Annotated in this window: 22 protein-coding genes; 14 read left to right on the forward strand and 8 right to left on the reverse strand. The window is 57.9% G+C overall.

Translation table 11 applies throughout. The features are described from left to right. Positions 1–10: 10 nt before the first annotated feature. Complete coding sequence (locus RBB76_RS07235; RefSeq protein ID WP_429628093.1) at positions 11–2917, reverse strand: S9 family peptidase; 2907 nt, start codon at positions 2915–2917, stop codon at positions 11–13. 302 nt (positions 2918–3219) lie between these two features. Further along, positions 3220–4638, reverse strand: a complete 1419-nt coding sequence (locus RBB76_RS07240; protein WP_429628092.1) for a sensor histidine kinase — start codon at positions 4636–4638, stop codon at positions 3220–3222. Between the two features lie 105 nt (positions 4639–4743). Between RBB76_RS07240 and RBB76_RS07245 the strand changes: the two genes are divergently transcribed. The 6 genes from RBB76_RS07245 (at position 4744) to RBB76_RS07270 (ending at position 10592) form a co-directional block, all read left to right on the forward strand. Then, positions 4744–5658 (forward strand): hypothetical protein, encoded by a 915-nt coding sequence (locus RBB76_RS07245; protein WP_429628091.1) that lies wholly within the window; start codon positions 4744–4746, stop codon positions 5656–5658. A 361-nt stretch (positions 5659–6019) separates the two neighbouring features. Beyond that, entirely contained in the window at positions 6020–6841 is an 822-nt protein-coding gene (locus tag RBB76_RS07250; RefSeq protein WP_429628090.1) for a hypothetical protein, read from the forward strand. 235 nt (positions 6842–7076) lie between these two features. Beyond that, positions 7077–7808 (forward strand): hypothetical protein, encoded by a 732-nt coding sequence (locus tag RBB76_RS07255; protein WP_429628089.1) that lies wholly within the window; start codon positions 7077–7079, stop codon positions 7806–7808. A gap of 190 nt (positions 7809–7998) precedes the next feature. After that, on the forward strand, positions 7999–8352 hold the full coding sequence (locus RBB76_RS07260; protein WP_429628088.1) for a YciI family protein: 354 nt from the start codon (positions 7999–8001) through the stop codon (positions 8350–8352). 101 nt (positions 8353–8453) lie between these two features. Further along, complete coding sequence (locus RBB76_RS07265; protein ID WP_429628087.1) at positions 8454–9200, forward strand: hypothetical protein; 747 nt, start codon at positions 8454–8456, stop codon at positions 9198–9200. A gap of 129 nt (positions 9201–9329) precedes the next feature. Continuing rightward, a complete protein-coding gene (locus RBB76_RS07270) occupies positions 9330–10592 on the forward strand; it encodes an MFS transporter (protein WP_429628086.1) in 1263 nt (420 codons plus the stop codon). Positions 10593–10818: 226 nt separating this feature from the next. Here RBB76_RS07270 and RBB76_RS07275 read toward each other — a convergent pair whose 3' ends face one another. Beyond that, positions 10819–11085, reverse strand: coding sequence for a hypothetical protein (locus RBB76_RS07275; RefSeq protein WP_429628085.1), 267 nt, complete (start codon positions 11083–11085; stop codon positions 10819–10821). 423 nt (positions 11086–11508) lie between these two features. On the opposite strand from RBB76_RS07275, the gene RBB76_RS07280 reads away from it, so the two are divergent. Beyond that, positions 11509–11733, forward strand: a complete 225-nt coding sequence (locus tag RBB76_RS07280) for a hypothetical protein (protein ID WP_429628084.1) — start codon at positions 11509–11511, stop codon at positions 11731–11733. A 335-nt stretch (positions 11734–12068) separates the two neighbouring features. Here RBB76_RS07280 and RBB76_RS07285 read toward each other — a convergent pair whose 3' ends face one another. Then, the gene (locus RBB76_RS07285) at positions 12069–12728 is read right to left on the reverse strand and encodes an HNH endonuclease (protein WP_429628083.1); all 660 of its coding nucleotides are present in this window, start codon (positions 12726–12728) and stop codon (positions 12069–12071) included. Positions 12729–12795: 67 nt separating this feature from the next. Further along, positions 12796–13674 (reverse strand): hypothetical protein, encoded by an 879-nt coding sequence (locus RBB76_RS07290; RefSeq protein WP_429628082.1) that lies wholly within the window; start codon positions 13672–13674, stop codon positions 12796–12798. A gap of 246 nt (positions 13675–13920) precedes the next feature. On the opposite strand from RBB76_RS07290, the gene RBB76_RS07295 reads away from it, so the two are divergent. The 3 genes from RBB76_RS07295 (at position 13921) to RBB76_RS07305 (ending at position 17738) form a co-directional block, all read left to right on the forward strand. After that, positions 13921–14493 (forward strand): hypothetical protein, encoded by a 573-nt coding sequence (locus RBB76_RS07295; RefSeq protein WP_429628081.1) that lies wholly within the window; start codon positions 13921–13923, stop codon positions 14491–14493. Positions 14494–14591: 98 nt separating this feature from the next. Beyond that, positions 14592–16958 carry an OPT family oligopeptide transporter gene (locus tag RBB76_RS07300; protein WP_429628080.1) on the forward strand — a complete coding sequence of 789 codons (2367 nt, stop codon included), beginning with the start codon at positions 14592–14594 and terminating at the stop codon, positions 16956–16958. A gap of 300 nt (positions 16959–17258) precedes the next feature. After that, positions 17259–17738 carry a hypothetical protein gene (locus RBB76_RS07305; protein ID WP_429628079.1) on the forward strand — a complete coding sequence of 160 codons (480 nt, stop codon included), beginning with the start codon at positions 17259–17261 and terminating at the stop codon, positions 17736–17738. A 7-nt stretch (positions 17739–17745) separates the two neighbouring features. Here the strand turns inward: RBB76_RS07305 and RBB76_RS07310 are convergent, their stop codons facing one another. Further along, entirely contained in the window at positions 17746–18423 is a 678-nt protein-coding gene (locus tag RBB76_RS07310) for a carboxypeptidase-like regulatory domain-containing protein (protein WP_429628078.1), read from the reverse strand. 281 nt (positions 18424–18704) lie between these two features. Here RBB76_RS07310 and RBB76_RS07315 point away from each other — a divergent pair, with 281 nt between their 5' ends. From RBB76_RS07315 to RBB76_RS07325, 3 genes are all read left to right on the forward strand, one after another. Continuing rightward, complete coding sequence (locus tag RBB76_RS07315) at positions 18705–19178, forward strand: MarR family winged helix-turn-helix transcriptional regulator (RefSeq protein WP_429628077.1); 474 nt, start codon at positions 18705–18707, stop codon at positions 19176–19178. A gap of 169 nt (positions 19179–19347) precedes the next feature. After that, on the forward strand, positions 19348–20052 hold the full coding sequence (locus RBB76_RS07320) for a pirin family protein (RefSeq protein ID WP_429628076.1): 705 nt from the start codon (positions 19348–19350) through the stop codon (positions 20050–20052). A gap of 129 nt (positions 20053–20181) precedes the next feature. Next, positions 20182–20766, forward strand: a complete 585-nt coding sequence (locus RBB76_RS07325) for a YceI family protein (protein ID WP_429628075.1) — start codon at positions 20182–20184, stop codon at positions 20764–20766. 71 nt (positions 20767–20837) lie between these two features. On the opposite strand, the gene RBB76_RS07330 is transcribed toward RBB76_RS07325, so the two are convergent. Together RBB76_RS07330 and RBB76_RS07335 are read right to left on the reverse strand one after the other, a co-directional pair. Next, complete coding sequence (locus RBB76_RS07330) at positions 20838–21251, reverse strand: response regulator (RefSeq protein ID WP_429628074.1); 414 nt, start codon at positions 21249–21251, stop codon at positions 20838–20840. Positions 21252–21296: 45 nt separating this feature from the next. Next, positions 21297–22205 carry a LysR family transcriptional regulator gene (locus RBB76_RS07335; protein WP_429628073.1) on the reverse strand — a complete coding sequence of 303 codons (909 nt, stop codon included), beginning with the start codon at positions 22203–22205 and terminating at the stop codon, positions 21297–21299. A 134-nt stretch (positions 22206–22339) separates the two neighbouring features. On the opposite strand from RBB76_RS07335, the gene RBB76_RS07340 reads away from it, so the two are divergent. Further along, a complete protein-coding gene (locus RBB76_RS07340) occupies positions 22340–25522 on the forward strand; it encodes an efflux RND transporter permease subunit (RefSeq protein WP_429628072.1) in 3183 nt (1060 codons plus the stop codon). Positions 25523–25535: the final 13 nt, after the last annotated feature.

Consider the following 25535-nt stretch of genomic DNA (forward strand, 5'->3'; position numbering starts at 1 on the left):
CACGCGATCACTAAGGCACGACATTCAGCGTGAGCTCATTCGACCGAACCACCTTCCCCGTCTTCGGATCCTTCCGAAACACCTGCACCGTGTACCGCCCCGGCCGATTAAAGCTCACCAGCTTTGCCACATGCGCAGTCTGCAGCGCGGCCTTCCCCGGCTGCACAAACTCCACCATGCGACTCTCCTCCTGCTGATGCTGCAACGCCTCACGCCCGTACGCCGTCGGCTCCATCACATGCCCCGCCGCATCCTTCACTTCAATCCGGTAAGAAAACTCCGGATTATTCGCGCCCGGCCGATGCGCAAACGCAATCTGGTGATCCGACACATTTCTCAATGCAATCGTCACCTTTGCATCGCCTCCCACTCGAACCTCATCCTCCGGCGCACTGATCGCAATCGTAAAGTCCTCTCCTCCCACACCCTGATGTGGAGTCTCCTCCACATTTTGCGGAGCAACCGGCGACGACGCCACCGAAGATGGAGCCGCGACCACCGGAGCAGCAGCAGGCGCAGGAGCAACCGACCGCTTAGCCTTCGTCGATTCCTTCGTCGCACCCGCACCCGGCGCTCCCTTATTCAGCGCAATCGCCGCATACAGATTCGTCTTCGTCCATCGATCACACCAATCCCCTACCGTCTCATACCAAAGCTTCGAGTTCTGCGGCTTCAACACCCAATGCCCTTCATCCGGAAAATAGAGCATCTTGCTCGGCACATTCAGCCGCTGCAATGCCGTAAAAAGCTGAAACCCCTCCGACACATCCAACCGATAGTCCCTCTGCGAATGAACCACCAGCGTGGGCGTCTTCGCATTCTGAATCGCAAGCATCGGCGACCACTTCCTGAATGGATCGTTCGCAGCCGGCCCCGTCGCATACCTCCACGGCTGTCCCGGCGCAACGTCCCCACTCCGCCGAAACTCCCACTCGTTAAACCAAATCTCCTCAGTCGTTCCATACGCACTCTCAGGGTTGAACATCCCGTCATGCGTCACAATGCACGCAAAACGATCCGTATGCGTCAGAATCCAGTTCGCCATAAATCCGCCGTAGCTCGCGCCCAGCGCACACTCCCTCGTCTTGTCGATGAACGGAAACTTCGACTCCGCAAAATCCAGACCCTTCATCAGATCGACATAGGCCTTCCCACCCCAGTCCCCATTCACGCCATCAATAAACGCCTGCCCATACCCTGTCGACCCGCGCGGATTCACCATCACCACTACATATCCATTCGCCGCCATCAGCTCCGCATTCCACCGATAGCTCCACGCGTCCCCCCACGCGCCCTGCGGCCCTCCATGGATCAAAAACTTCAGCGGATATTTTTTCGCACTATCGAACTTAGGCGGCGGAATCATAAACCCCTGCACCGACGCACCCTCCGCACCACTGAACGTGAAGCTGGTCATCCTCGGCAGATCGAGATGCTGTTCCAGATCATCATTCAAATGTGTAAGCTGCACCTCGATCGTCGAAATCTGACTTGAAACAGTCGGGATATCCCTATCCGCCGACTCCTTCACATCGCCGCGAAACAGCGCGACCAGCGCAGCCGGCGACTCCACTGTCATCTTTGTCGCCACCAGCTCATACCCAACATCTTTCAGCGCCGCAAACTGCAGCTCGCCATACTCGCCCTTCCCCGGCAGAGCAAACAGCGAATCGCCAAGATTCGGGTACGTACAAAAAATCCGCTCCTCCCCATGATCGGCCGTCGTAAAACAAATCTCCGGGTTCTCCGGGTTCCACACAAACTCATCCACCCAGCGATCCAGCTTCGGCAACAACTCCTTCGTGGTGCCCGCAAGCCGATCAAACAACATCAAACGAAACCGGTCACTCTCATACGCCGCTCGCGCCTGCGACCGGAACGCAAGATACTTCCCATCAGGCGAGTAAGCCGGCGCATCATCGCTCCCCGTCGACGTCGAAACTTTGCGCGGCCTCGCACCCGCATCATCCAGCAGCAACGTAAACACATCATTATTCGTGCTCGCCGCCGGAACAAGATCAACATTAGTTACAAATGCAATCTCTTCCGATCCCGGTGCCCACGCATACCCCACCGGACCACCCAGCGTAAACGTCGGCGCCTCCGCATCTCCAATGTCTCTCCGCGGAGTCAGATCCCGCACAGCATTTCCATCCGTCGCCGACACCACCAGCACGTGACTCCGCTTCGGACCAATGTAACTATTCCAGTGCCGATACAGCAGATGTTCAAACACCTGTGCCTTCACCGGATTCGCCGCAGCCGCATCATCTTTCTTCTTATTGCAAAGATCTTCATCCGTCCAGGAGGCCTCATCACTGCACTCCGGATAGACGCGCGACGCGAACAAAATCCTCTTCGAGTTCGGCGACCACACCGCGCCATCAACCTCCGTACTAACATTCGTCAGTCGTTTCGGAGTTCCCATCGTCCCGGCCGCATCATCCCACGCGGCAAGAAATATCTGCGACAACCCGGTGGTACTATCGGTCGCCACAAACGCAACCTGCTTCCCATCCGGCGAAAACCTTCCGCCCGACTCGCCATCCTTCCAGAACGTCAGCTGTCGCTCTTTCGTCACAGCGCCCACACTCGAAGCCGTGCTCGCCGCCGCCGCAGGCACCGGAGGAGCCGCCATCGGCACCACCCAAAGATGATTCACCTTCGAGTTCTTCTCAAGATCAACATCAGTCGCCGAAAACATCACCCACTTGCCGCTCGGCGACACCTGCGGATCGCTCACCCTCTTCATCCGCTGGAGATCGGCGAACGTCATCGGCCGCTTTACCGCCGCGCCGCCAGACAAAGCATCCGAATCAGGACCGAACTCCTGCGCCAGCAGCTTGCTGTATGGCCCACTCCAAACGCCGGCCACAATCAACGCCAGCACACCTGCCCAAATCGCCCGGTTCTTCATCGCGCCAGTCTAACTCCGCAACTCGAAGATCTAACCCGAAAGGGAATCAGACAAGAAAATGGGTCACCTCGTGACTTATATACCGGCTTCGCCTTAAGCCTCCCAATGGTCGGCGGTAGATCTTGATCGCGACCAACGGGAGCACCTACCGAAGGGGTATACGAGTCATGAAGTGACCGCCGCCCGCGCAGGGCAAAGGAATCTCAAAAGCCTGACGGCGAAACACCACACTTAACACCACAACCACCACGCATCCCACCACGTTCAGCACCACAAAAAACTGCAAAGAAGACAACTCATCCTCAAACAGTTACGCGACGAGCCGATCCGTCCGCCCCAACAGATTTTTTTCCTGCAGCACGCACCACCGGCAACTCCACCGCCACCGCCGCACCATGCGGGTGCAGGTTGAACGCACTGATCTCTCCCCCATGCTCCTGCACAATCGAATAACAAAGACTCAGCCCCATCCCCACGCTATCGCCCGAATCCTGCAGCGTATGAAACGGATCGAACATCCTCCCCGGCTCACGAAAACCCGGTCCCGTATCGCTCACAATCAGGTGAACTCTCCGCCCATCTCTACCCCATGCATCATCCGCGCCGCTCCCCAAACTACTCAGCGACATCCGAATCACCATCTCCTCCGCAGTCTTCACGCCCCGCACTCCAGTCAACGCCTGCGCGGCATTATTCAGCAGATGCTCCAGCAATTGCCGAAGCCTCTGCCTGTTCCCGCTCACCCCGGGCACCTCTCCATCGTCCTGCACCACCAGCCGAATCCCGCGACCCTCCAGCTTCTCCCCACACTCCACCGCCAGCTCGCGCACCATCTCCACCAAATCGACAGCCCCATCGCCCTGCCCCACCGGCCTGCGAAACTCCAGCAGCGTCTCCACCGTCTGCCGCATCCGCAACGCCTCCCGCACAATAATCTCCGCATCCGCCTTCACCCGCGCCTCGCCCGTCGAGCCGGCAATCAACTCCGCAAATCCAAGCACTGCCGTCAGCGGATTACTCAACGCATGCGCCATCCCTCCCGCCAGCATTCCCAGTCCCGCCAGCCTCTCAGCGCGCATCAACCTCTCTGCCAGAGCAGCATTTTCCATCGCCCGCGCCACTTTCACCCCAAGCGATTCAAGCGGCCACAATGCCTCTTCGAGCTCCCTCTGCCGTATACTCAGCAACCCATCCGCGCCAACCGCCAGCGCCCCTATCATTCGTCCGGCTGTCGTCCACAACGGAATCACGATCGCCCCCCGCGGCTCCTCCTCCAGCCGCCTCCTCCCGAACACCACTGCAAACGCGTTGTTCTTCACCCTCCTACCCAGCCCGCCCTCATTCCGCCGCGTGCCAACTCCACCCTTCCGCTCCGCCTCGACAACTCCCTCCGCCCACTCATTCAACGACTGCACCGTCGTCTCTTCCATCCCCGAGCTAGCCGCGACCGAAAACCCGCCGTCCGCTTCCCGCACCAGCATCGCGGTCCTGCGAAACACACTCTTCTCCGCCATCAACCGGCTCACCTGCCCTGCCAGCTCGACTACTTCCGCATCCGCCGCCAGCCGCACATCCAGCCCCGCATAGGCCCGCAGTTCCTCCTGCTCCCGCCGCTCCCGCCTTCCCGCCGCCACTCCCACCTGCACCCGGCACCAGAGCGCCCACAGGCCTCCGCCAGCCAGCGACAACTCCAGCCAGCGCAGCCCGATTAACCCGCTCATCTCCCTCGCTCCAGGCCACATCACCAAACCTCCCCAAATCGCGTCTATTCTTAGTAGCGTGCAGGGCATTCGCAGCAACCCAGCCCCGCCCATGGAGTTCTCCACATGAAGCTCAGCCGCGCCTCAGTCTCCGCGACCGTCCTCGGACTATTCCTCCTGCTATCGGCCCCCGGCACCCAGGCCATCGCCGCTGTCGCAAATCCAGACGGAGCCGCTCAAGACCCCGCCGGTTTCGGCCCACTCGACCCCGCGCCCCCCGCCAACATGACGCCACAACAAATCATCGAAAAGTTCGCCGCCCGCGAGACCCTCTTTAACCTCGCCCGCCAGAACTACACCTTCCGCCAGACCGTCAAAGTCGACACCCTCGCCGAAGATACAAACCGCATCGACGGCGAGTACCAGCAGGTCACCGACATCACCTTCAACCGCGAAGGCAAGCGCGAAGAACACGTCGTCTTCGCCCCCCAGAACACCCTCGAGCGCGTTCAGATGACCCCCGCCGACTTCGACGAGATCGAGCACCGCCTCCCCTTTATCCTCACCACCGAAGACCTGCCCAAATACGACATCACCTATCTCGGCCGTCAGCACATCGACGAACTAGACACCTACGTCTTCTCCGCCGCCCCCAAGACCTTTGAAAAAGGCAAGCGCTACTTCCAGGGCAAAGTCTGGGTCGACCAGCAGGACTTCCAGATCGTTCTCGTCAACGGCATCACCGTCCCCCAGGACAAGCGCAAAGGCCACGAAGACCTCTCCCCGCCCTTCACCACCTACTACGAGCAGGTTGACGGCAAGTACTGGTTCCCCACCTACACCAAGGCCGAAGGCAATCTCCACTTCGTCGCCCAGGAAGGCGCCCTCTCGCAGGACGTCCACATGCGCAACATCGTCAAATACACCGACTACAAGCAGTACCACGCCAGCGCGCGCATCATTTACAACGGCGAAGACATCACCGACAAGAAGGACACCACCCAGCCTCCAGCCAATCCGCCGCAGAACCCCAAGCCATAGTCCTGCCGGACGGGCGCCCTGCGCGGGCAGCGGTCACTTCGTGACTTGTGATTGCTTCGCGTAGTGCTCCCGTTGGTCGCAAGCTGACTTTATGCCGACCAACGGGAGGCCCTAAGCAGCTGAACCACCAAGACCGGTACACGCGTCACGAAGTGACCGCCGCCCGCGTAGGGCGCCCGTCCAGCAGGACGTATCTCCCAACCAGCCTCAGCTTCGCAGCAAGAATTTATCAAAGTTACCGAAGATTCGCTTGCCTGCTTTCACCCGCGAGTTTAGGATGACTCTGTTCCCGGTTCCTCGGAATCACGGGCCCCCACAAGCGGAAGATCGTCGGGAACGATCGAACTCTCGGGAGGCCGCCGTGCCCATCAAATCCCTTCTCAAAGCTACCTGTGTCGCCACCCTCAGCCTTGGCTATGCCCTGGCCCAGACACCCGCTCCTGCCCCCGCGCCAGCCCCTGCGCCCGCGGCAGGTCCCGCCGACGGCATCACCATGGACATGATGCCCATCACCCAGGACCAACTCACCCAATGCCGCCAACAAGCCTCCGGCCAGCTCACCGACGAGCAGAAGGCTCTGCACGACCGCGAGCACGGCCAGGACAAGGACAAGATGGCCCAGGGCGGCATCACCGGAGCCACCGGACTCGCCACCAGCGCCGTCTCCCGCAAGGGCGGTTGGGGCTGGTGGGGCGGTGGCAACAATAACGGTGCCAACACCGCGGCCGCTACCGGAGCCACCCAGCGCACCAACCGCAACAGCGCCGACGTCGCCAGCACCACCGCCACCAGCCAGACCGTCGGTGTCGATGCTTACCAGCAGTGCGTCAACGGCATCAAGGGACCCGAGTACGTCCACTTTCGCCAGACCGGCCAGATGACCGCCTTCACCGGAGCACCGCTCGCCGCCAGCTCTGCCGCCGCTCCCGCGCCCGCCCCCGGCCCCGCTCCGGTAGCAACGGTAGCTCCCGCACCCATGCCGACCAAGTCCCCCGTACAGGATGAAGGCGACGGCAAACACTTCGTCCTCACCGCACCCGGCCAGACCGACGCCCGCGAGGTCACCCTCGTCCCCGGAAGCAAAAACTCCTACATCGAAGACGCCACCGGAGACAAATACATCGTCATGCCCGACGGCTCGGTCAACCGCATCCCGCACGTCAAGAAGACCGCCGCCAAATAACTCTCGGGCTCTCTGTCTACACGCAGTCGCTTCACACATTCCTCGTACCAGCACTTAGTCTTCGTGCGCTGCTTTCCGATCACTGTTGTCACTCCTCGCCACAGGCGGAATCTTTCTATTGCCTTTTATCTCTCGCAAGGAACCCGAACCTCTAAAGAATCATTCGCGGAACTGTCGAGTTGGCAGTTCCGCGAAGCCTTTTTGAGTCGATGCTTCCCCCCCACAGGAGTTCTCCATGAACCGATCGAACGCAAGCTCCGTCTCGCACGCCTTCCTCGCGACAGCGCTACTCGCCTCTGTCATCTTCACGGCCGCAGTCGCCAGCGGTCAGGGTGCAGGCGGTGACCTCCAGGCGAAAATAGCAGCCCTAAAACAATCAGTCGCCGCAAACCAGCAGAAACTGCACCAGTACCGCTGGCTCGAGACCACTCAACTTACCCTCAACGGCAACGCCAAACCTGCCACAGAATCCATGTGTCAGTACGGCCCCGACGGAAAAGTGCAAAAGTCTCCCATGAGCCCTCCTCAGGCGCAGCAGGCCCCCAGTGGCGGCCGCTTCAAACAAAGAATCGTCGCAAAGAAAAAAGAAGAGATGAAGGACTACATGGGACAGGTCAAAACCCTGCTCGCCATGTACGTCCCACCTGATCCCCAGCGCATGCAGCAGGCCTTCCAGCAGCAAAAAGTCTCTCTCGTCCCAGGCGGCGGTTCAGGTGTCGCCCAGATCGTCTTCAAGGACTACGCTCAACCCGGCGACCAGATGACCATCTCCTTCAACACCGCGGACAAGAAGATCAGCGCGTTGAACGTCAACACCTACATGGACAATCCTCAGGACGTCGTCACCCTAGCCGTGCACTTTGCCAGCCTTCCCGACTCCACCAACTACGTTCAGGAGTCAGTTCTCAACGCCACCGCAAAAAAGCTCGTAGTCACCACAACCAACTCCGGCTATCAGCCGATTTAGCAGTAGCCCCCGGCACTGGTTCACATCGTAATAATTTGAGTGCGAGGCGCCCTGTGCTCATGAGGGCGTCTCTCAAGCGTGGGGAACAATCAAAATTCTTTGAGCAATCTGTCGAATTCCGGCCTCGTCGTTCGACTATACGGTGAAGGCAGACCAACTAGCCCGCCTAAAGACCATCCCAGGAGACACCATGCCGCAATATCTCGTTGCTGGTTACAACCCCGACGACTTCGACCCATCCACGATCGACGAAGCGACGGTCCGAGCCATCCACGCACTCAATGACGAGATGGACGCGGCCGGCGTCACGAAATTCGCCTGCGGTCTCGGTGCCACGAAGTCCCTGCGAGCGCAGACCGATGGCAAAGTCCTCATCACCGACGGGCCATACCTTGAGACCAAGGAACACATAGGCGGTTTTTGGATATTGGAGTGCGCCGACATGAACGAGGCAGTGGCATGGGCGCGCAAAGGCGTCGCCGCCATCCGCGGACAGGTCGAGGTGCGAGAGATCTTCTTCGTCCCATCACCGAATAGCAACTGAACCGAAAACTCGAACGAACAGCGCAAGGTAAGGGAGTAGCGATAGAACGCTGCGCGCTAAGGTATCACCTCGCGAAAAAAACCATTCTCAGGAGAAAAATAATGCGCAAAAAGAACGTTGAGACAATCGTAATCAAGGGCTTCGCGCTGCTGATCGTATTCGGCATGGCGTACCAGGCGATCTCACAGGACGCCGCAACAACCTACCCGAACATGGCCCCGATCGAACAGTACCTCATGGACCGAACAGCTGAGATCGCCTTAGCGCGCAGCGCAGCGCCCGAGTCCATCTCACGCGACGCAGAGGTCCTCGTTCTCGCACGCCATGGTTTCGAAACAGCGGTCAAAGGCACGAATGGCTGGGTCTGCATGGTAGGACGCGGATGGGGGATGTTCGATGCGCCCGAGTTTTGGAACCCCAAGATTCGAGCCGCGAGTTGCGTCAATCCACCGGCAGCGCGCTCCACGATTCCGCTTGTTTCTCTGCAGACGAAATTGTTGCTCGACGGCCATTCCAAGGTCGAGACCATCGCCGCAATCAAGGCGGCATTCGACAAGAAAGAGTTGCCGGCCCTCGAACCGGGAAGCGTGTCCTACATGATGTCGAAGTCGGCCTACCTTACCGACGGCAGCAACCACAACGTCCCTCACCTCATGTTTTACGCATCAACAAAAGACGCTGCAGCCTGGGGCGCCAATCTTCCCAACTCTCCGATGATGGGGGTGAACTATTGGTATTTCTCCGAGAAGTCGTATCCCCAGCTCCTGAGCTTTCCTCCCATAACCGTGTTTCTGGTAGGCGCAAACAAATGGTCCGACGGCACGCCTGCGCCGAGCATGACTATGTAAAATTCAGCGTCTCATCTGTTTCATGAGCACGAATGTCGGTAAGAAATTGACGTTCCATTTGCAACTTGCCGGAGCCGTTGTGTGCATCGAACTCGTAAGCCATGAAAGCAACGAGAGACGGCGTTCCTTATGGATATTGATTCCGAAAAGAAGCGAAGTCTCCACGCCTTGGAGGCGACAAACTTCTTTCTCGCCGACGTGCAAACGGGCCTCGGTCCCTTTCTCGCAGCGTACTTGGCTGGAGCGGGGTGGGAGCCTGGGCGCGTCGGGATGGCTCTGACCCTCGGCGGCATCATTACCGTTGCGCTGCAGACGCCTGCAGGTGCCATCGTCGATCAGCTCAGATCTAAAAAGCTGGTTCTCGTTCTAGCATCCGCCGTCCTCGCAGTTGGAGCTATCGTGCTCAGTATCACCGCTGCACCATGGGCCGTATATACCTCCCAGGTTTTGATCGGAGGGGCCGGGCCGTTCCTTGCACCGACGTTGGCCGCGATTACGATGGGGATAGTCGGCGTGACCTTCTTCGACCGCCAGTTTGGCAAGAACCAATCATTCAATTCAGGTGGCAATGTGGCTTGCGCACTTCTGATCGCGCTCGTAAGTCATCTGTTTGGCAATAAGGCAATCTTTATTGCCGCTGCAGTGTTGACGATCCCCACCGTCATCGCCATTCGCTCTATAAAGAGCAGCGATATCGACTACGACCTCGCCCGAGGCGGAGCCAAGCAAGTCGAAGGCGAAAAAGTCCCTGAGAGAGCATCCGTGATGCAAACGCTGCTGGGGGATAGGGTCCTGCTCATCTTCCTTGTCTGTGCGTTCCTATTCCACTTTGCGAACGCTGCCATGCTCCCGCAACTCGGTGAAATGCTGTCGCACGGTGCACGGGCGACGGCTGCTCCCTTTATGTCAGCGTGCATTATCGTCACTCAGCTAGTCATCATGTTCTTCGCGACATCGATCGGACGGTTCGCCAATCTACACGGCAGAAAGCCGCTGCTGCTTCTAGGCTTTGGCGTCCTCCCGATCCGGGCACTCCTCTACACCCTCACTCACAACAGCGGAAGCCTCATCGCAATCCAGCTGCTCGATGGCGTTGCAAACGCCATCTTCGGTGTCGTATCGATCCTTGTAATCGCTGATCGAACCCGCAACACTGGCCGATTCAACCTTGTCCAGGGAACTCTGGCAACAGCAGTTGGACTCGGTGCAGCCTTCAGCACGACCTTCGGCGGCAAACTGATTCAACACTTCAGCTATCGCGTCTCTTTCCTGGCTCTAGGGGCCATTGCCGCCCTCGCATTTGTCCTGCTGTGGACAGCGATTCCGGAGACCCTTCCTGTTCGGAACGGACCAGACAACGACACTGTTACTGCTCAGGAGCTTCCGGCATGACATTCGTATCGAAGATTGGCTACTAGAATGAGGTTCCAACCTCAAACACGACCATCCAGCGGCGAGAGGGAGTGAGCGGCTGATTGGTCATGACAAATGCGCTTCTCGCAAGTAGTTGACGCGTGACCTATCCTGGTTCAATCAGAAGTGCAATAGCCCCTTCACAAGCCTAGGGGCCATCTTGTCTTGCTTCCGTGCCAGCCAGCTAATTGAGGCGACGACCAGACTACTTCGTCTCACAGTGAGAATCCGGATCGGCATGCTGCTGAGTCATCCACCGATCCATCAGTGTCCCAGCGCATCGTGCCCCGCAAAGGTGCTTCACGCCAGCCGAGTGCGCATGATGATGCTGCCACCGGGTCAATTTGATCAAGGGCTGATCCTCCTCCGGTTTCTCCCCTGGAAAACAATCCACCCAGGCCAGCCACCAGTCCCCACCCTCACCCTTCTTATCCCCGCACACGTCGCATTGATAACTCTCGATGTAAGACATTCAATCTCCTGCCGCTGAAACTATCACATCCGAGTTTCAACTTGCAGCCCCCAACGAGCGGAATCCGCTCAAAAACTCCCCGCCCTCTGTCGTTCTCTCGTCTCTTTTGCCTGTCGTTCCGCCGCACAGCGGATTCTTCCGTCGCCTTCGCCTCTTCTACTCGCAAAACCGTCATCTCGACCGAAGCTGTTCACAGCCTCACCGTGAACAGCGCAGTGGAGAAGCCTGCCCTGAGCGAAGCCGAATGGTACCCCCGTATCTCGTCTTTCGCTTTTACCGTTGGGTCTTGAATCGGCAATAAAGCGTGGCATGAGATATCTCATCACCTCGTTCAAGGAGTACACTGCCAAGCCAACCGATTAATTTCATACAATCGGGCAATCTGGGCCTCCTTGCAGCACGTTCTTCCTAGGAGGACACGCAATGGACAAACAGCCCGCTCCATTTTTTCCGCACAGGCGCCTGGAGGATGGCCACCTGCAATCGATATGTTTGACCTGTTTGAAAACCGTCGGAGTGAGCACCTCCGACGAAGAACTGGTCAAACTCGAAAAGGCCCACAAGTGCAAGGCAGTCCCCTACTCCGCGCGAGTGCCCCGCCACAACCGAATCGGAAGTTATCTCGATTGGAAGGAGGCACAGGAGTAAAACGAAGCCGCTTCGAACCAGAAAATCTCCAGGCAACAGAACTGTCAAGCCCCTAAGTCTCGCAACTCATTACAAAAAAACCACTTCCGCCTGGCGTATCAGTTACCTTCAAACCGCTACAATAAAATCAAGAGAGAAAAAGCCCCGGACCACTCCGGGGCTTACATATGTTCAGCAGCCTAAATAACTCATTTTGAATATTTTAGCCATAAACCGCCTGCTATCAATATTTTACAGACACACACCCCTCGTAAACTATTGATTATAAGTATTTTACACGCAAAATACCCCCCCGGGGGGAGGGGGGTACCTGACCAACGTTTTCGGGTAGAAGATCAGGCTGCCGGTTCCGCCTCGAAGTACAGATACTTCCGCCAGGCCGCATCCGCGCTCCCGATCATCCGCATGATATGCCGGGAAGTGTGCAAAGAAAACGGCCTCGGCTCCCGCTGCAGCTTCATATCGGTCAACTCATGCAGCATCTGGTTGCCCTTGCGCCGATTGCAGTTGTGGCAGCAGGCGACCAGATTCTCCCAGGTCGACAGCCCGCCACGGGACCGCGGAATGACATGATCCAGCGTCAACTCCCCCGCGGTCAGGATGACGCTGCAGTACTGGCACGAATTTCGATCGCGCAGAAGAATGTTTTTGCGGCTCAGCGCCCGCGTCTGGTGCGGAATCCTGCGGTACTCCAGCAGCCGGATCACACTCGGCATCGCCACCCGCATCCGCGCCGCATGCAGCACAGCGCCCTGCTCCTCCTCGGTCCTCGCAACGCCCTTCAGCACCAATACCAGCGCCCGCCGCGCACCGCAGATGTTGATCGGCTCGTACGACGCATTCAGCACCAGCACCGGAGTCTGCATCGCCGGCTGGCGAAACACTCCGACCCTGACCTCGCGCTCCGTCGTCACACGGCCCGCGCCATGTCCGCCCCCATGCCCTGCGTGTCTTTTTCCACTCAGCCCTTGCTTCCGCATCTTCCCCGATTGCATCTCAAAGCCCTCCGGTTCCAACCACTGTTAGCACTCCGCGCCAAGCTTCTCTGCCACTCCCAATCCTCTAACCAGCATCCCAAACAGCAACGCTCGAGCCAGCATCACGCGACGCAGAATCATCCCAGGCCGCGATCATCTCCGGCTGAGCCCGCGAAGCCGTCGCCACCCAAACCTTCGCCGCCCCCGCCCGCCGCAACACCTGCGCACAAGCGCGAGCAGTAGCCCCCGTCGTATAAATGTCATCCACCAACAAAACTTCGCGGCCCGTCAGAGCCGCGCGATCGCCAACAGCAAATGCACCCTGCAGATTCCGTCGACGCCCCTTGGGAGTCAACTCAAACTGACTCCGCGTATCCTTAACCCGGCGAATCACACCATGCGCCGCAGTTAACTTCCACTGCGGATGACTCCTCTTCAACTCCGCCAACGCAGCATCGGCCAGCAAGACAGCCTGGTTGTATCCCCGCTCTCTCTCCTTCGAGGGAAACAGCGGCACCGCAACGACGAGCAGATCGCTGCCAGCCTCACCCTCAAGCATCTCGATCGCCCGCGCAAGGAATCTCCCCAGCGGCTTCGCCACCGAGCGCATCCGCTCATACTTCAGGAGGTGGATCATCTCTCGCAGTTCATCCTGATACACCGCGTAGGACACAGCCCGCCCAAACTCCGGAGGCGCCATCCGGCAAGGCGAGCACACCAGCCCCTCTACCGGAAACTGCCCCGCGAACCGCACACCTTCCATATCCAACGCTTCGCCACAACGGACGCACAGCGTCATGGACTGCTCCGCAACTCCATCCACACAGCTGTCACATACAGGAGAGAGTCCAGCTCTCAGCAGCGGCCCACCACAAGCCCTGCAATCGGTCGGATACAACGTAGTAACCAAGTCATCCAGCGCAGCCCGAACAGCCCGTCCCGGCCCCTGCCACCAGCGGGACATCGCATGCCCTTCTACTCCCCCACCCGGCGGAGCACCGGGTGGCCCCCCGGAACCAATCCCGAGCGCATTGTCATTCAAGCAATCGCTGAAGACTCACCTCACTCGCTGGCGCTCCAGGTCGGTCGGACCGCGCCATTTCACGCAGTATAGCCCCTTAGCCACTTCTGTAACAAACAATTCTGCACCAAAAAAGATGCGCCTGTGCTACACCTAGCCCATGTTGAGAGTTATAACTTGGTGCGCCAAATGCTGTTTCTGTACTGTCTCGTCGCCATTGCCGCAATTCGGCTCTGGCCGATTTCGATGGCATACATATGGCAACTGGCAACCACGATGCACTGGACAAACCTGAATCGTATTGGCTACGTCCTCAGTTACTTTCTGCCGATGTTTGCGGTCGCAGGATTTCTGCTTGGCCTGATTCCCTTCGGGAGACTACTCGAAGCCGCAAGAAACCTCCGTCGATCGCTCTCTAACTCCCCATCGACCGAACATGCATCGGACTCCGAACCAGTACCTCCAATCCTTTGGGCGTGGCTGCCTGTCACTCTCGCCTTCCTGATCCGCTTTGCGAGTTGGAAGTCTCGAACCTCAAGCGTTTTCGACGCGCATCGATCAAGCGGCCGTTTAGAACGCTTCTTCGGCCCACTCTATGGACAGAATCCCAATCTGCTTGACGATAAGTGGATCACCGACCGCTTCCTCTTCACAGGCCCCATGCTCTTCCTCATCGCCTGCGCCCTCGCGGCCTTGCTCCGCTACAAACTCACAGCTCCTCGCAAATCGCATCAGGAGCCCTTCACCACCGACTCAGAGTGACACTTTGGAAAACACTTCCAAATAGGTCCTCACTCCCCCGCTGATACACTCCATCGAAGCCGAAAACCAAGCTTGACCAACGCGGGAGACGCACGATCATGGCAACATCCACACCGACCAAACCAACCTTCAAACCCTTCGTCTCCACTACAGAAACCCGCCCGGAACTCTCGGCACGAGCGCTCATCCTCGGGGCAATCTTCGGCGTTCTCTTCGGTGCTGTCACCGTATATGTCGGTCTCCGTGCTGGTCTCACGGTCGCCGCATCCATTCCAATCTCGGTTTTGTCCATCTCCATCCTGCGAGCGTTCGGCAAAGCCAGCATCCTCGAAAACAACATCGTTCAAAGCACCGGCAACGCTGGCCAATCCATCGCGTCCGGTGTCATCTTCACACTTCCCGCTCTCATCTTCCTTGGCTTCGATCTCGAAGCGTCCCGCATCTTCGCGCTCGCTCTCTTCGGCGGATGGCTCGGCGTTCTCTTCATGATTCCGCTTCGCCGCCAGCTCATCGTCGAAGAGCACGACAACCTTATCTACCCCGAAGGCACCGCATGCGCCGACGTCCTTATCGCTGGCGAACGCGGCGGCTCATTCGCCTCGCGTGTCTTCCTTGGTCTCGGCCTCGGCGGTCTCTACACTCTCTTCCAGAACGACAACCTCTTCGCCCTCTGGCCCAGCCAACCCGACTATCAGCCCGATCTCGGCACGCAACATCTCCTCAAAGGCTCTGCCATCCGCGCCGACTGTACCCCCGAGTATCTCGGCGTCGGCTACATCATTGGCATTCGCGTCGCGGCCATCATGCTCGCAGGTGGTGTCTTCTCGTGGCTGGTTCTCATGCCAGCGATCTACTTCTTCGGCTCGCACCTCTCCAGCCCCCTCTATCCTGGCACCGTCCTTATCACGCAGATGTCGCCGTCGGACCTCTGGCGAACCTACGTCCGTCCAATGGGTGCAGGTGGAGTCGCAGCCGCTGGCCTCATCACACTCCTCCGCACCCTGCCCACTATTGTTGGTGCACTCACTCAAGGCTTCAAGAAGACAGGCTCAGGAAAATCGGCAGCACAACCCTCTCGCACAGAACATGATCTTCCTCCCATCATGGTCTTCGGCGGCTCCCTTCTTCTCATCGTCCTGATGGTTCTTTTCCTCGAATTCAAACCCATTCCCGGAGCCCAGGTCGGCCTCTTCGCCAACATCGCCGCCGCTCTCCTCGTCGTCGTCTTTGGCTTTCTCTTCGTCACCGTCAGCGCACGCATCGTAGGCATCGTCGGTTCGTCCGCATCACCAGTCTCTGGCATGACCATCGCCACGCTCATGGCCACCGCCGCCATCTTCCTGGTCAAAGGCTGGACCGCACCTGCCTTCGGGGCCCTCGCCATCACCATCGGAGGAGTTGTCTGCATCGCAGCCTCAAACGCGGGAGACACCTCGCAGGATCTCAAAACCGGATACCTCATCGGCGCAACTCCGTGGAAGCAGCAGATCGCCATCATGATCGGCGTCATCGTCTCCATCTTCTCCATCGGCGCCACACTTAACGCAATGAACAAAGGCCTCGAGACCTTTCAGCGGCTCCCAAAACCGATCGTCTTTTCTCTCGATAAACTCCCTGACGGCGTTCAGAACAACGGCCACTTCACTGGCAACGACAGGATCGCTCTCACCTCTCACACCGCCGACCACGCCAAAGAAGAACTCTCCAACGCTAGACAGTACGTTCTGCTGAACGCCATCGGATCAACCACGCTCGATGACGGCAAGTATCTCTACAACACCGCTTCCGGCGAGATCGAAGTGCAGTGGATTCAAGGAATCGGTAGTGAAAAGGCCGCAGCCCCTCAGGGCCGTCTGATGGCCACAGTCATCAATGGAATTCTCAGTCGAAAGCTCCCATGGGCACTGGTTCTGCTCGGTGTCGCGATTGTGGTCGTTGTGGAACTTCTTGGTGTCCGTTCACTGACCTTCGCTGTTGGAGCCTACCTCAGCATCGCCACAACCCTTGCTATCTTCGTAGGTGGCGTCATGCGCTGGATGGTCGACCGTGCATTACATCGTCAGGCATTGAAGCAAATCCACCTCGAACATGAGGCTTCGTTGGCGTTGTGGCACTCCGATCGCGAAGCCTGGCTCGCCCAGCATCCTGACTTCGACCCAACTGATCCAACCCACGCCGACCCCACTGGCCTTCCCCTTCCCAACACCATCACTGCTCGCGACGCTACGATCGAATCGGAAGTCTCACCCGGGTCTCTCTACGCGTCTGGGCTTATTGCGGCGGGCGGAATTGTTGGATTGCTGGGGGTTTGCGTCAAGCTTTACGAAGCTGCTACGGATCGCTCGATTCCGCGGTTTAGCGAGCATAATCCGCTGCATCACGATCCGGTGAGCGTCGTTATGTTTGCGCTGCTGGCGTTTTCGCTTTACTACTTCGCAAGGAAACCCCTCACTGCGGAAGGTTGATTTTTGGGTTTTGCGCAAAAAAAACCCGGGGTGGTGGAAGTGGCGTTTTTTGGGGGTTTTTGCTTTTTTGGGGGGTTTTTTGGATGGTAAATCGTGGTGAAGCTGTGGTGATTTGCGTGGCTAGCGTGGTGTTTTAACCGTCACTTTTTCGGGCTCGAAAAATACGCCAACTTTTCGAACTTTATTTTTGCCGGTCGCCATCAGATGTATCTTTTCCGTGTTCGAGAAGAACGTCGGAGAAGTTGATCGTAGTTCTAAGGATGCCGGCTTCGGCCATCATCCCGTGAGGAGATTTCTGAGATGAGTCATGTATTAGTTATCTTTCAGGCCGATACGGAGCAGACCGAACAATTGGCGCTAGCCGTCGGGGTGGGTGCGGTGGAGTCGGAGGCGGGCATTCGGTTGCGACGTCTGAGGACGCCTGGTGCGGTTGAGGTCGGGCACAAGGGGTACGGAACGTTGAGGGAGGCGGATCTGCTCTGGGCCGATACCGTTGTGGTTGGGCTTGAGGGTGAACGGGCCGGAACGGAGGAGTTGGATGGGCTTCTTGTGATCCTGAAAGAGTTGGATCCGGGCCAGATGAAGGGGAAGAGGGCGTGGACGTTTGGTGCGAAAGGTATCGGTAAGGCAGACGCTGGACAGACAGAGGCGCAGAGGGTTGTGGAGGAGTCTTTGCTTGCGGCTGGAATAACGCCGTTGCCTTCAGTGGTCTCAGATGCGAGCGATGCCACGGAGCGAATGAAAGATGTTGGACGCCAGCTTGGACGGGAACAGATTTGAGGACTGGCTAAGGTTGCGACGGTGGGAGCAACCTGACAACTTGTGTCCCCTGCGGAGTTGTCGCCGGAACCAGGATGGCGCGGGTCATACTGCCGCGCAGCATATCGATTTGCCTGGTGTAGTCCGAGTCGGGAGTGAGGTCGATTCCGTAGACCGTGAAGGTCTGGAACCCGGGTGCCTGAACGCTTAGCGAGTAGGTGCCAACGGGAAGCTGGCGGAACTCGTACGTTCCCTTGCAGTTGGTGCGGGTTCGGAAGATAGCCTCCGTCCTCTGGTTGGTGAGGACAACCTTGGCTCCATTAATCGTTGAGCCCTCGGGGCTGTCGACTGTTCCCCGGATAGATGGGGAGAGATTCTGTGCGCTTGTGGACGGGGCAGCGCCGAGGGAGAGGAGGAACGCCAGAGTCGGGAGACCTAAGATGATCCAGAGGTTGGACCGTCTCTTGATCGTCGGAGAGGGGATCGACACGAGGATAGCGAGAGCCAGGCAGAGGCGATAGAGAGACGAGTGAACGGAGTGCGAGGAAGCAAGGTGAGGAACAACGGATTCCACGGTCGCGCTGCGGAAAGACAAGAAGAGAGCGCACCAAGGTAAGGACGGCACCAACGGCAGCAGCAGGGCCGACGACAAGATAACGAGTATGGGCACCGGCAAAGCGAGCAGCGACAGGAACGGTGAATGCAACGGCGAGCCTCCTGGCGGGCTCAGGGAGCGCCTGAGACTACCGCCTGGACAGATCATTGAGTGCCGCTGGCTTAATTCCAATGGCCACCCTAGACAACCTTCCTATAGCCACACCAAATCGCGGATACTCGCCTCGTAGACGCTGGCGGCGCGCCATGAAGCTGGAGAAGGCAAAAATCGAAATGCGCTGAAAAATAACGGGATAGCACGGAAGACGAAGGTTTTGAATCTTATCTCGATATCGAGATATCTTATGTCGTAGGAGTTTGGGGGAGGCTGAGATGGCAGATGAGCAGAATATAGTTTCGGCGCCCCGGCTCTGGTTGGTGCTGGCGCGAGCTCACGGTTCGATGGTGGATTTCATTGAGCGTTCTATCAACGCGCAGGGATTGGGAATCAGCGACTTCATGGTGCTGGAGGTTTTGCTGCACAAGGGGCCGTTGACGATCTCGGTGATCGGGGAGAAGGTGCTGCTGGCCAGCGCTTCGATGACTTCGGCGATCGACCGTTTGGAGAAGCGGGGGTTGGTGCTGCGGAGGAGTTGCAACTCGGACCGGCGGATTCGGCTGGTGGAGCTGACAACGGCGGGAAAGAGTTCTATCGAAGAGATCTATGCGCGGCACGAGAAGGATCTGGAGTTTCTGATGGCTGGGGTTTCAGAGGATGACCGCCGGACGATGTACGAAGGTTTGAAGAAAGTCGGGCTGGCGGCGAAGGTCGCGGTTCCGACGGAGAAGTGCAAAGAGGCTGTTTAGAAATCGGTCTGCTGTGCGGGCATTAGCAGAAGGACAAATACAGAGATCCTTCCCCTTCGGCTTCGCTCAGGGTCAGGATGACGACAGTTTTGAGAGTGTGAAGCGGTTTCAATATGCAGGACACGCGGCCCTAAGCAATGAGCCGGTGAGGAGTAAGAAAGGACGCACTATGTTGACTGTTCGCAAGAGTAACGAGAGAGGCCATGCCGACCATGGATGGCTGGATTCGCACCATACGTTTTCGTTTGCCAACTACCATGATCCGAAGCACATGGGATATCGTTCGCTGCGCGTGATCAATGAAGACCGTGTAGCGGAGGGGCGTGGATTTGGAGCGCACGCGCACCGCGATATGGAGATTTTGAGCTATGTGCTGAAGGGCAAACTCGCCCACAAAGACAGCATGGGCCACGTGGAGGTGCTGGGGCCGAACGAGATTCAGAAGATGTCGGCCGGCACGGGCGTGGTGCATAGCGAGTTCAACGGGTCGGAGACGGAGCCGGTTCACTTTCTGCAGATCTGGATTGAGCCGAAGAGCCGGGGCACCACGCCGAGCTATGAGCAGTTGAAGTTCGAAGCGGAAGAGAAGCTTGACCGCTTCAAGCTGCTGGCTTCGCCGACGCCTGCGGCCGGAGCAGCAACGATCAACCAGGACACGAAGGTGTCGGTTGCAGAGTTGACGCCGGGCAAACAGATTACCTATCCGCTGGGTGACAAGCGGCATGCGTGGCTGCATGTGATTCACGGAGAGGTGACGGTGAACGGCAAAGCGCTGGAGACGGGCGATGCTGTCGCGGTCGATGACGAGCAGGCGTTGGAAGTGAGCGCCAAGGGAAAGACGAACAGCGAGATCTTGTTGTTCGACCTTGCCTGACACTCCTGCTGTAGAAACGGGCTCAACTAATTTTTTGCAATTGCAACGGTGACCGGCACATATTTTGAGTCGGTCACTCTAACATCGACATCTCACAGCAGACCTAACATTTTCCGAGGAGAACGACCTATGAACCGTCGCATCTTTACCGCTGCCCTCTCTTCCCTGCTCCTGACCGGAGTCAGTGCGTTCGCCCAGAGCTCGCCCTCAGCCTGGACGATTGATCCTTACCACACGCAGGTGGACTTCGCGATCAAACATATCCAGGTGAGCACCGTTCGAGGTTCGATCGGCGGCGTAACCGGGACCGTGATCTGGAACGACAAAGATCCCAGCAAGTCGAGCGTGGAAGCCACGATTAACACGACAACGCTTACGACCAATAACGAAAAGCGCGATGGCCACCTAAAGTCGCCTGATTTTTTCAACGTTGAGAAGTTTCCGACGATGACGTTCAAGTCGACTGCAGTGACAGGCGTGAGCGGCAAGCTGCAGATTGTTGGCGACCTGACGTTGGCTGGCGTGACCAAGAGCGTGACGCTGGATGTGGACGGACCGACGCCTCCGCAGAAGAGTTTGGGTGGCAAACTCGCGAGTGGCTTCTCTGCGACTGGAAAACTGAAGCGGAGCGACTTCAACTTCGGTCCGAAGTTTACCGAGCCTGCGCTGGGCGATGAGGTTCGGTTCACGATCGACGTTGAAGCATTGAAATAAGCAGAAGGGTAAGAATAGCCCTCCCTTTCGCGGAAGATCGCGAAAGGCGGGGCCTTTTTTGCTTTGTGGGATCAGGAGAGCTTTTCGCGGCTGAGTTCTTCGTTGCGTTTTTCAATTTCAGCAGACGCCTGGGGCTTGAGGCTGCGGAGGATTTCGAGAAGCTTTGCGGGGTCGAAGGATTCGAGCTGGTGGTCGGCGGCGGGACAGCCTTTGAAGCCTGGAGCGGCAATGACGACGATTGGAACCATCGGTTGAAGAAGTTTGATTTTCTCGGCGACTTCGTCGCAGGAGATGTCGTCGAGGCCGCCGTCGAGGACGATGCCACTGACGGCTGGGAAACGGGTGAAGAGTTCGAGCGCCTCCTGGCCACTGTAGGCCGTGATGACGTTGAACTTGGCTGTTTCGATCACAAGCTTGCGGGTGGAAATGCTGCCGGGAAACTCCCGGTCGATGACTAGAAAGCACGGCCTGATCATAAACAGCATTAGACACTAAAAGCGGTGCGCTGGACGATTCCGTTTGAGTCGTTATCAGTTGCCGTGGGCGCGCTGGATGCGATCCTTGTTGTCGCGAACGAGGCGAAGGAAGTTCTGCTGGATCGGATCTTCGTTCTGCGGGTTCCATGCGACGGCGAGGCCCATGTGGAGGTTTTGCGGCACGAGGGGAGAGAAGACGACTCCGGTTGGGCGGAGGTAACGGACACCTGAGGGGACAAGGGCTACACCTTCTCCGGATTCGACCAGAGTGAGGACGCTGGACCAGGTTGCGGCGGTGTTGACGATGTTGGGGGAGAAGCCTGCCGCGGAGCAGAGAGCGACGATGCCGTCGTAGAGTGCGGGCGTCATCTGGCGATCGCAGAGGACGAGGCGCTCGGTGACGAGGGAGGCGATTGAGATGGGCTTGCCGGCGAGAGGGTGGTCGCGGGGGAGGACGACGACGATGGGATCGCGGTAGAGAAGCTCGGCGCGGAGGGTCTGGTCGAAGGGCGGCTCGAGGGGACGGGCGAAGGCAATGTCGATTTTGCCCGCGGTGAGGGCCTCCATCTGTTCGGGCGTGCGCATCTCGTAGAGGGAGAGCTTGATGCCGGGGTAGAGCTTGCGGTAGTCGCGGATGATGCGGGCGAAGAAGCCTCCGGCGCCCCAAAGGAAGAAGCCGATGCTGAGAGAGCCGATCTGGCCGAGGAGGGAGCGCTGGGTGATTTCGAGGGCACGGTCGGCGGCGGCGAGGGTTTTGCGCGCCTCGGCAAGAAATAGCTGGCCCTGAGGTGTGAGGCGGGTTCGGCCTGAGTTGCGGTAGAGAAGCGGGCCGCCGACTTCGCGCTCAAGATCGGCAATCTGCTCACTGATGGCGGACTGCGATATGTGCAGGCGGCGGCCCGCTTCGCTGAAGGTGGAGTGCTCGGCGACGGCGCAGAGGTAACGGAGGTGTCTTAATTCCATGGAATTGAAATCCCTATTTTTAGGATATCGGTTTTTCCGATGACGCCTCGCGGAAATAACTGTAGATACCTTCACGCGTAAGAAATGTCTTACTCTATAGAAAGATTTACCCGAAGCGGAAGAGGGTTCTTCGTATGTGGATCGTAAAAGTTGCTCTGAGCCGACCGTATACCTTCATCGTGCTGGCAATTTTGATTTTGATTGCTGCGCCTGTGGTCATCTCAAGCACGCCGACCGATATTTTTCCGAATATCAACATTCCAGTGGTGTCGGTCGCGTGGCAATATACGGGGTTGAATCCGGAGGAGCTCGAAGGACGGCTGACGACACCGTATGAGAAGGCACTGACGGTGTTGGTCGATAACATTCAGCACGTCGAGTCGACCACGTTTGCGGGGCAGGTGATTGTGAAGATCTACCTGCAGCCGGGAGCGAGTCTGGATACGGCGAACTCGCAGGTGTCGGCTGCTTCGGAGTTTCAGCTACGAAGTCTTCCGCCTGGAATTCTGCCGCCGCAGATTATTAACTTCAGTGCGTCGAGTGTGCCGATTATTCAACTCGGGTTGTCGGGCGAGGGGTTGAGCGAGCAGCAGCTTAATGACCTGGGTGCGAATTTCGTTCGGCCGCAACTGATTTCGGTGCCGGGCGCTGTGATCCCGAATATCTATGGGGGCAAGCAGCGGTCGATCATGCTCAATATCGACCCGAAGCTGATGCAGGCCAAGGGGCTGTCGCCGGTCGATGTGCTGAACGCGGTCTCGCAACAGAACGTGGTGCAGCCCGGCGGAACGGCGAAGATCGGTGAGGACGAGTATGACATTCACATCAACTCGTCTCCGGTGACGCTTGAGGGCATCAGCAATCTGCCAATTAAGCAGGTGAACGGCACCACGATTTATCTGCGTGACGTTGCGAGTGTGGCTGACGGGAGCATTCCGCAGACGAACATTGTGCGGCAGGACGGACGTCGCGGTGCGCTGATGGTGATTTTGAAGTCCGGAACAGCGTCGACGCTGAACGTCGTGAGTGGCATACGGAATATTTTGCCGAGGGTGAAGCTGACGGTGCCACCGGAGCTGAAGATCACGCCGATCGGCGACCAATCTGTTTTCGTTCGGGCGTCGGTACAGGGCGTCATCCGCGAGGCCGTGATCGCTGCAATGCTGACGGGGTTGATGATTCTTCTGTTCCTGGGCAGCTGGCGCAGCACGATTATCATCGCGGTTTCAATTCCGCTGTCGATCCTGAGCTCGATTATTATCCTCGGGCTCCTTGGAGAGACGATCAACATCATGACGCTGGGCGGACTGGCGTTGGCGGTCGGCATCCTGGTGGATGATGCAACAGTGACGATTGAGAATATCGAGCGGTACCTTGAGGAGGGGAGAGAGCTACACGACGCCATCCTCGAAGGCGCTGCGCAGATCTCTGTGCCGGCGCTGGTATCGACGCTTTGTATCTGCATCGTGTTTCTGCCGATGTTCTTTTTGAGTGGGGTTGCGCGTTATCTTTTTGTACCGCTGGCTGAGGCCGTCGTTTTTGCCATGCTGGCTTCGTATATTCTTTCGCGCACGCTGGTGCCTACACTTGCTATGTACCTGCTCAAGGCGAAGGACCATCATGCTGCTCCCTCAAGGAATATTCTTGCGAGATTCCAGCGCGGGTTCGAGCGGCTCTTCGAGAGGATACGCACCGGCTATCAAGATCTGCTCGGCCGGCTTGTGGCGGCGCGGGTTTTCTTCGTTCCGATTTTTTTGCTTCTCTGCTTGTGTGCCTTCGCGCTCGTGCCGTTTCTTGGACAGAACTTCTTTCCGAGCACGGATAACGGATCCTTTATTCTTCACGTTCGCGGCAAGAGCGGTATACGTATCGAGGAGACTGCGAAGCTGTGCGATCTGATCGAACAGGATATTCGGAAGATCGTGCCGCCCGCTGAGATGGACAACATCCTGGACAACATCGGACTGCCGTACAGCACGCTGAATACACAGCATGCCACCTCGGGTCTAATCGGCGCGGGAGACGCGGATATTCTGGTGTCCCTGAAAGAAGACCACCATCCGACCGCCAACTATGTTGAGAAGCTGAGGAAGGATCTTCCGCGTGCGTTTCCTGAAGCGACGTTTTACTTTCTGCCGTCGGATATCGTTACCCAGATTTTGAACTTCGGACTGCCTGCGCCAATCGATATCCAGTTCGAGGGATCGGATATTGCAGCGAATCGCAAAGTCGCGAACCAGGTATTGAGCGAGCTGCACCATGTTCCGGGCTTAGTGGACCTGCGCATCCAGCAACCGGATGACTATCCTGTTCTCGACGTTACTGTAGACCGTACGAAAGCGGCGCAGGGCGGATATACCGAGCGCGATGTGGGCAGCAGTCTGTTGAACATACTGGGCGGTAGCACCCAGCTGAACCCGCTCTTCTATCTAAACTGGAAGAACGGCAATACCTACAACATCGTGGAGCAGACGCCGCAGTATCAGATCAGCTCTTTGAACTCGCTCGAGAATATTCCGATTTCGTCTCCAACCGCCAAACAACCGGAGATTCTGACGGACGTCGCGAAGATCACCCGCAGCAGCGAGATGGAAGTGGTGACGCACTACAACGTCCGGCGGACGCTCGATATCTATGGAAACGTTCAAGGACGTGATCTTGGTTCTGTGGGAAGGGACATCAACAAGATTGTGGCGAGGAATGAAAAGTCCCTGGTACGCGGCAGCTTCGTAAGAGTTCGCGGACAGATCGAGACGATGAACAGCTCCTACTTCGGACTGCTTGCCGGCCTGGCGTTCGCAATCGTGCTGGTCTACCTATTGATCGTGGTCAACTTCCAATCGTGGCTCGATCCCTTCATCATCATTACGGCTCTGCCGGCGGCGCTGGCGGGTATTGTGCTCTTCCTGTTTACGACGAGGACAACGTTGAGTGTTCCGGCGCTGATGGGCGCGATTATGTGCATGGGCGTCGCTACGGCGAACAGCATTCTGGTTGTGTCCTTTGCGAAGGAACGGCTGTTGCATCATGGAAATGCGATTGAGGCAGCGATCGAAGCGGGAGCGACCCGGTTCCGACCTGTCATGATGACGGCTCTGGCGATGATCATCGGCATGATTCCGATGGCGCTGGGTGCGGGTGAGGGCGGAGAACAAAATGCTCCGTTGGGACGTGCAGTGATCGGCGGACTATGCTGCGCGACGGTCGCAACCCTCATCTTCGTTCCGGCGGTCTTCGCTCTGCTCCATAGTTCGAATAAGAAGAAAGCCACCGCCCCAAGTGTGAGCCCCGAGCATCGATTGACGGCCGGAGCTTGAGAGGTTTTATGAA

Origin of the sequence: Tunturiibacter psychrotolerans (genome assembly GCF_051013365.1) — a bacterium.
Lineage (GTDB): Bacteria > Acidobacteriota > Terriglobia > Terriglobales > Acidobacteriaceae > Edaphobacter > Edaphobacter psychrotolerans_A.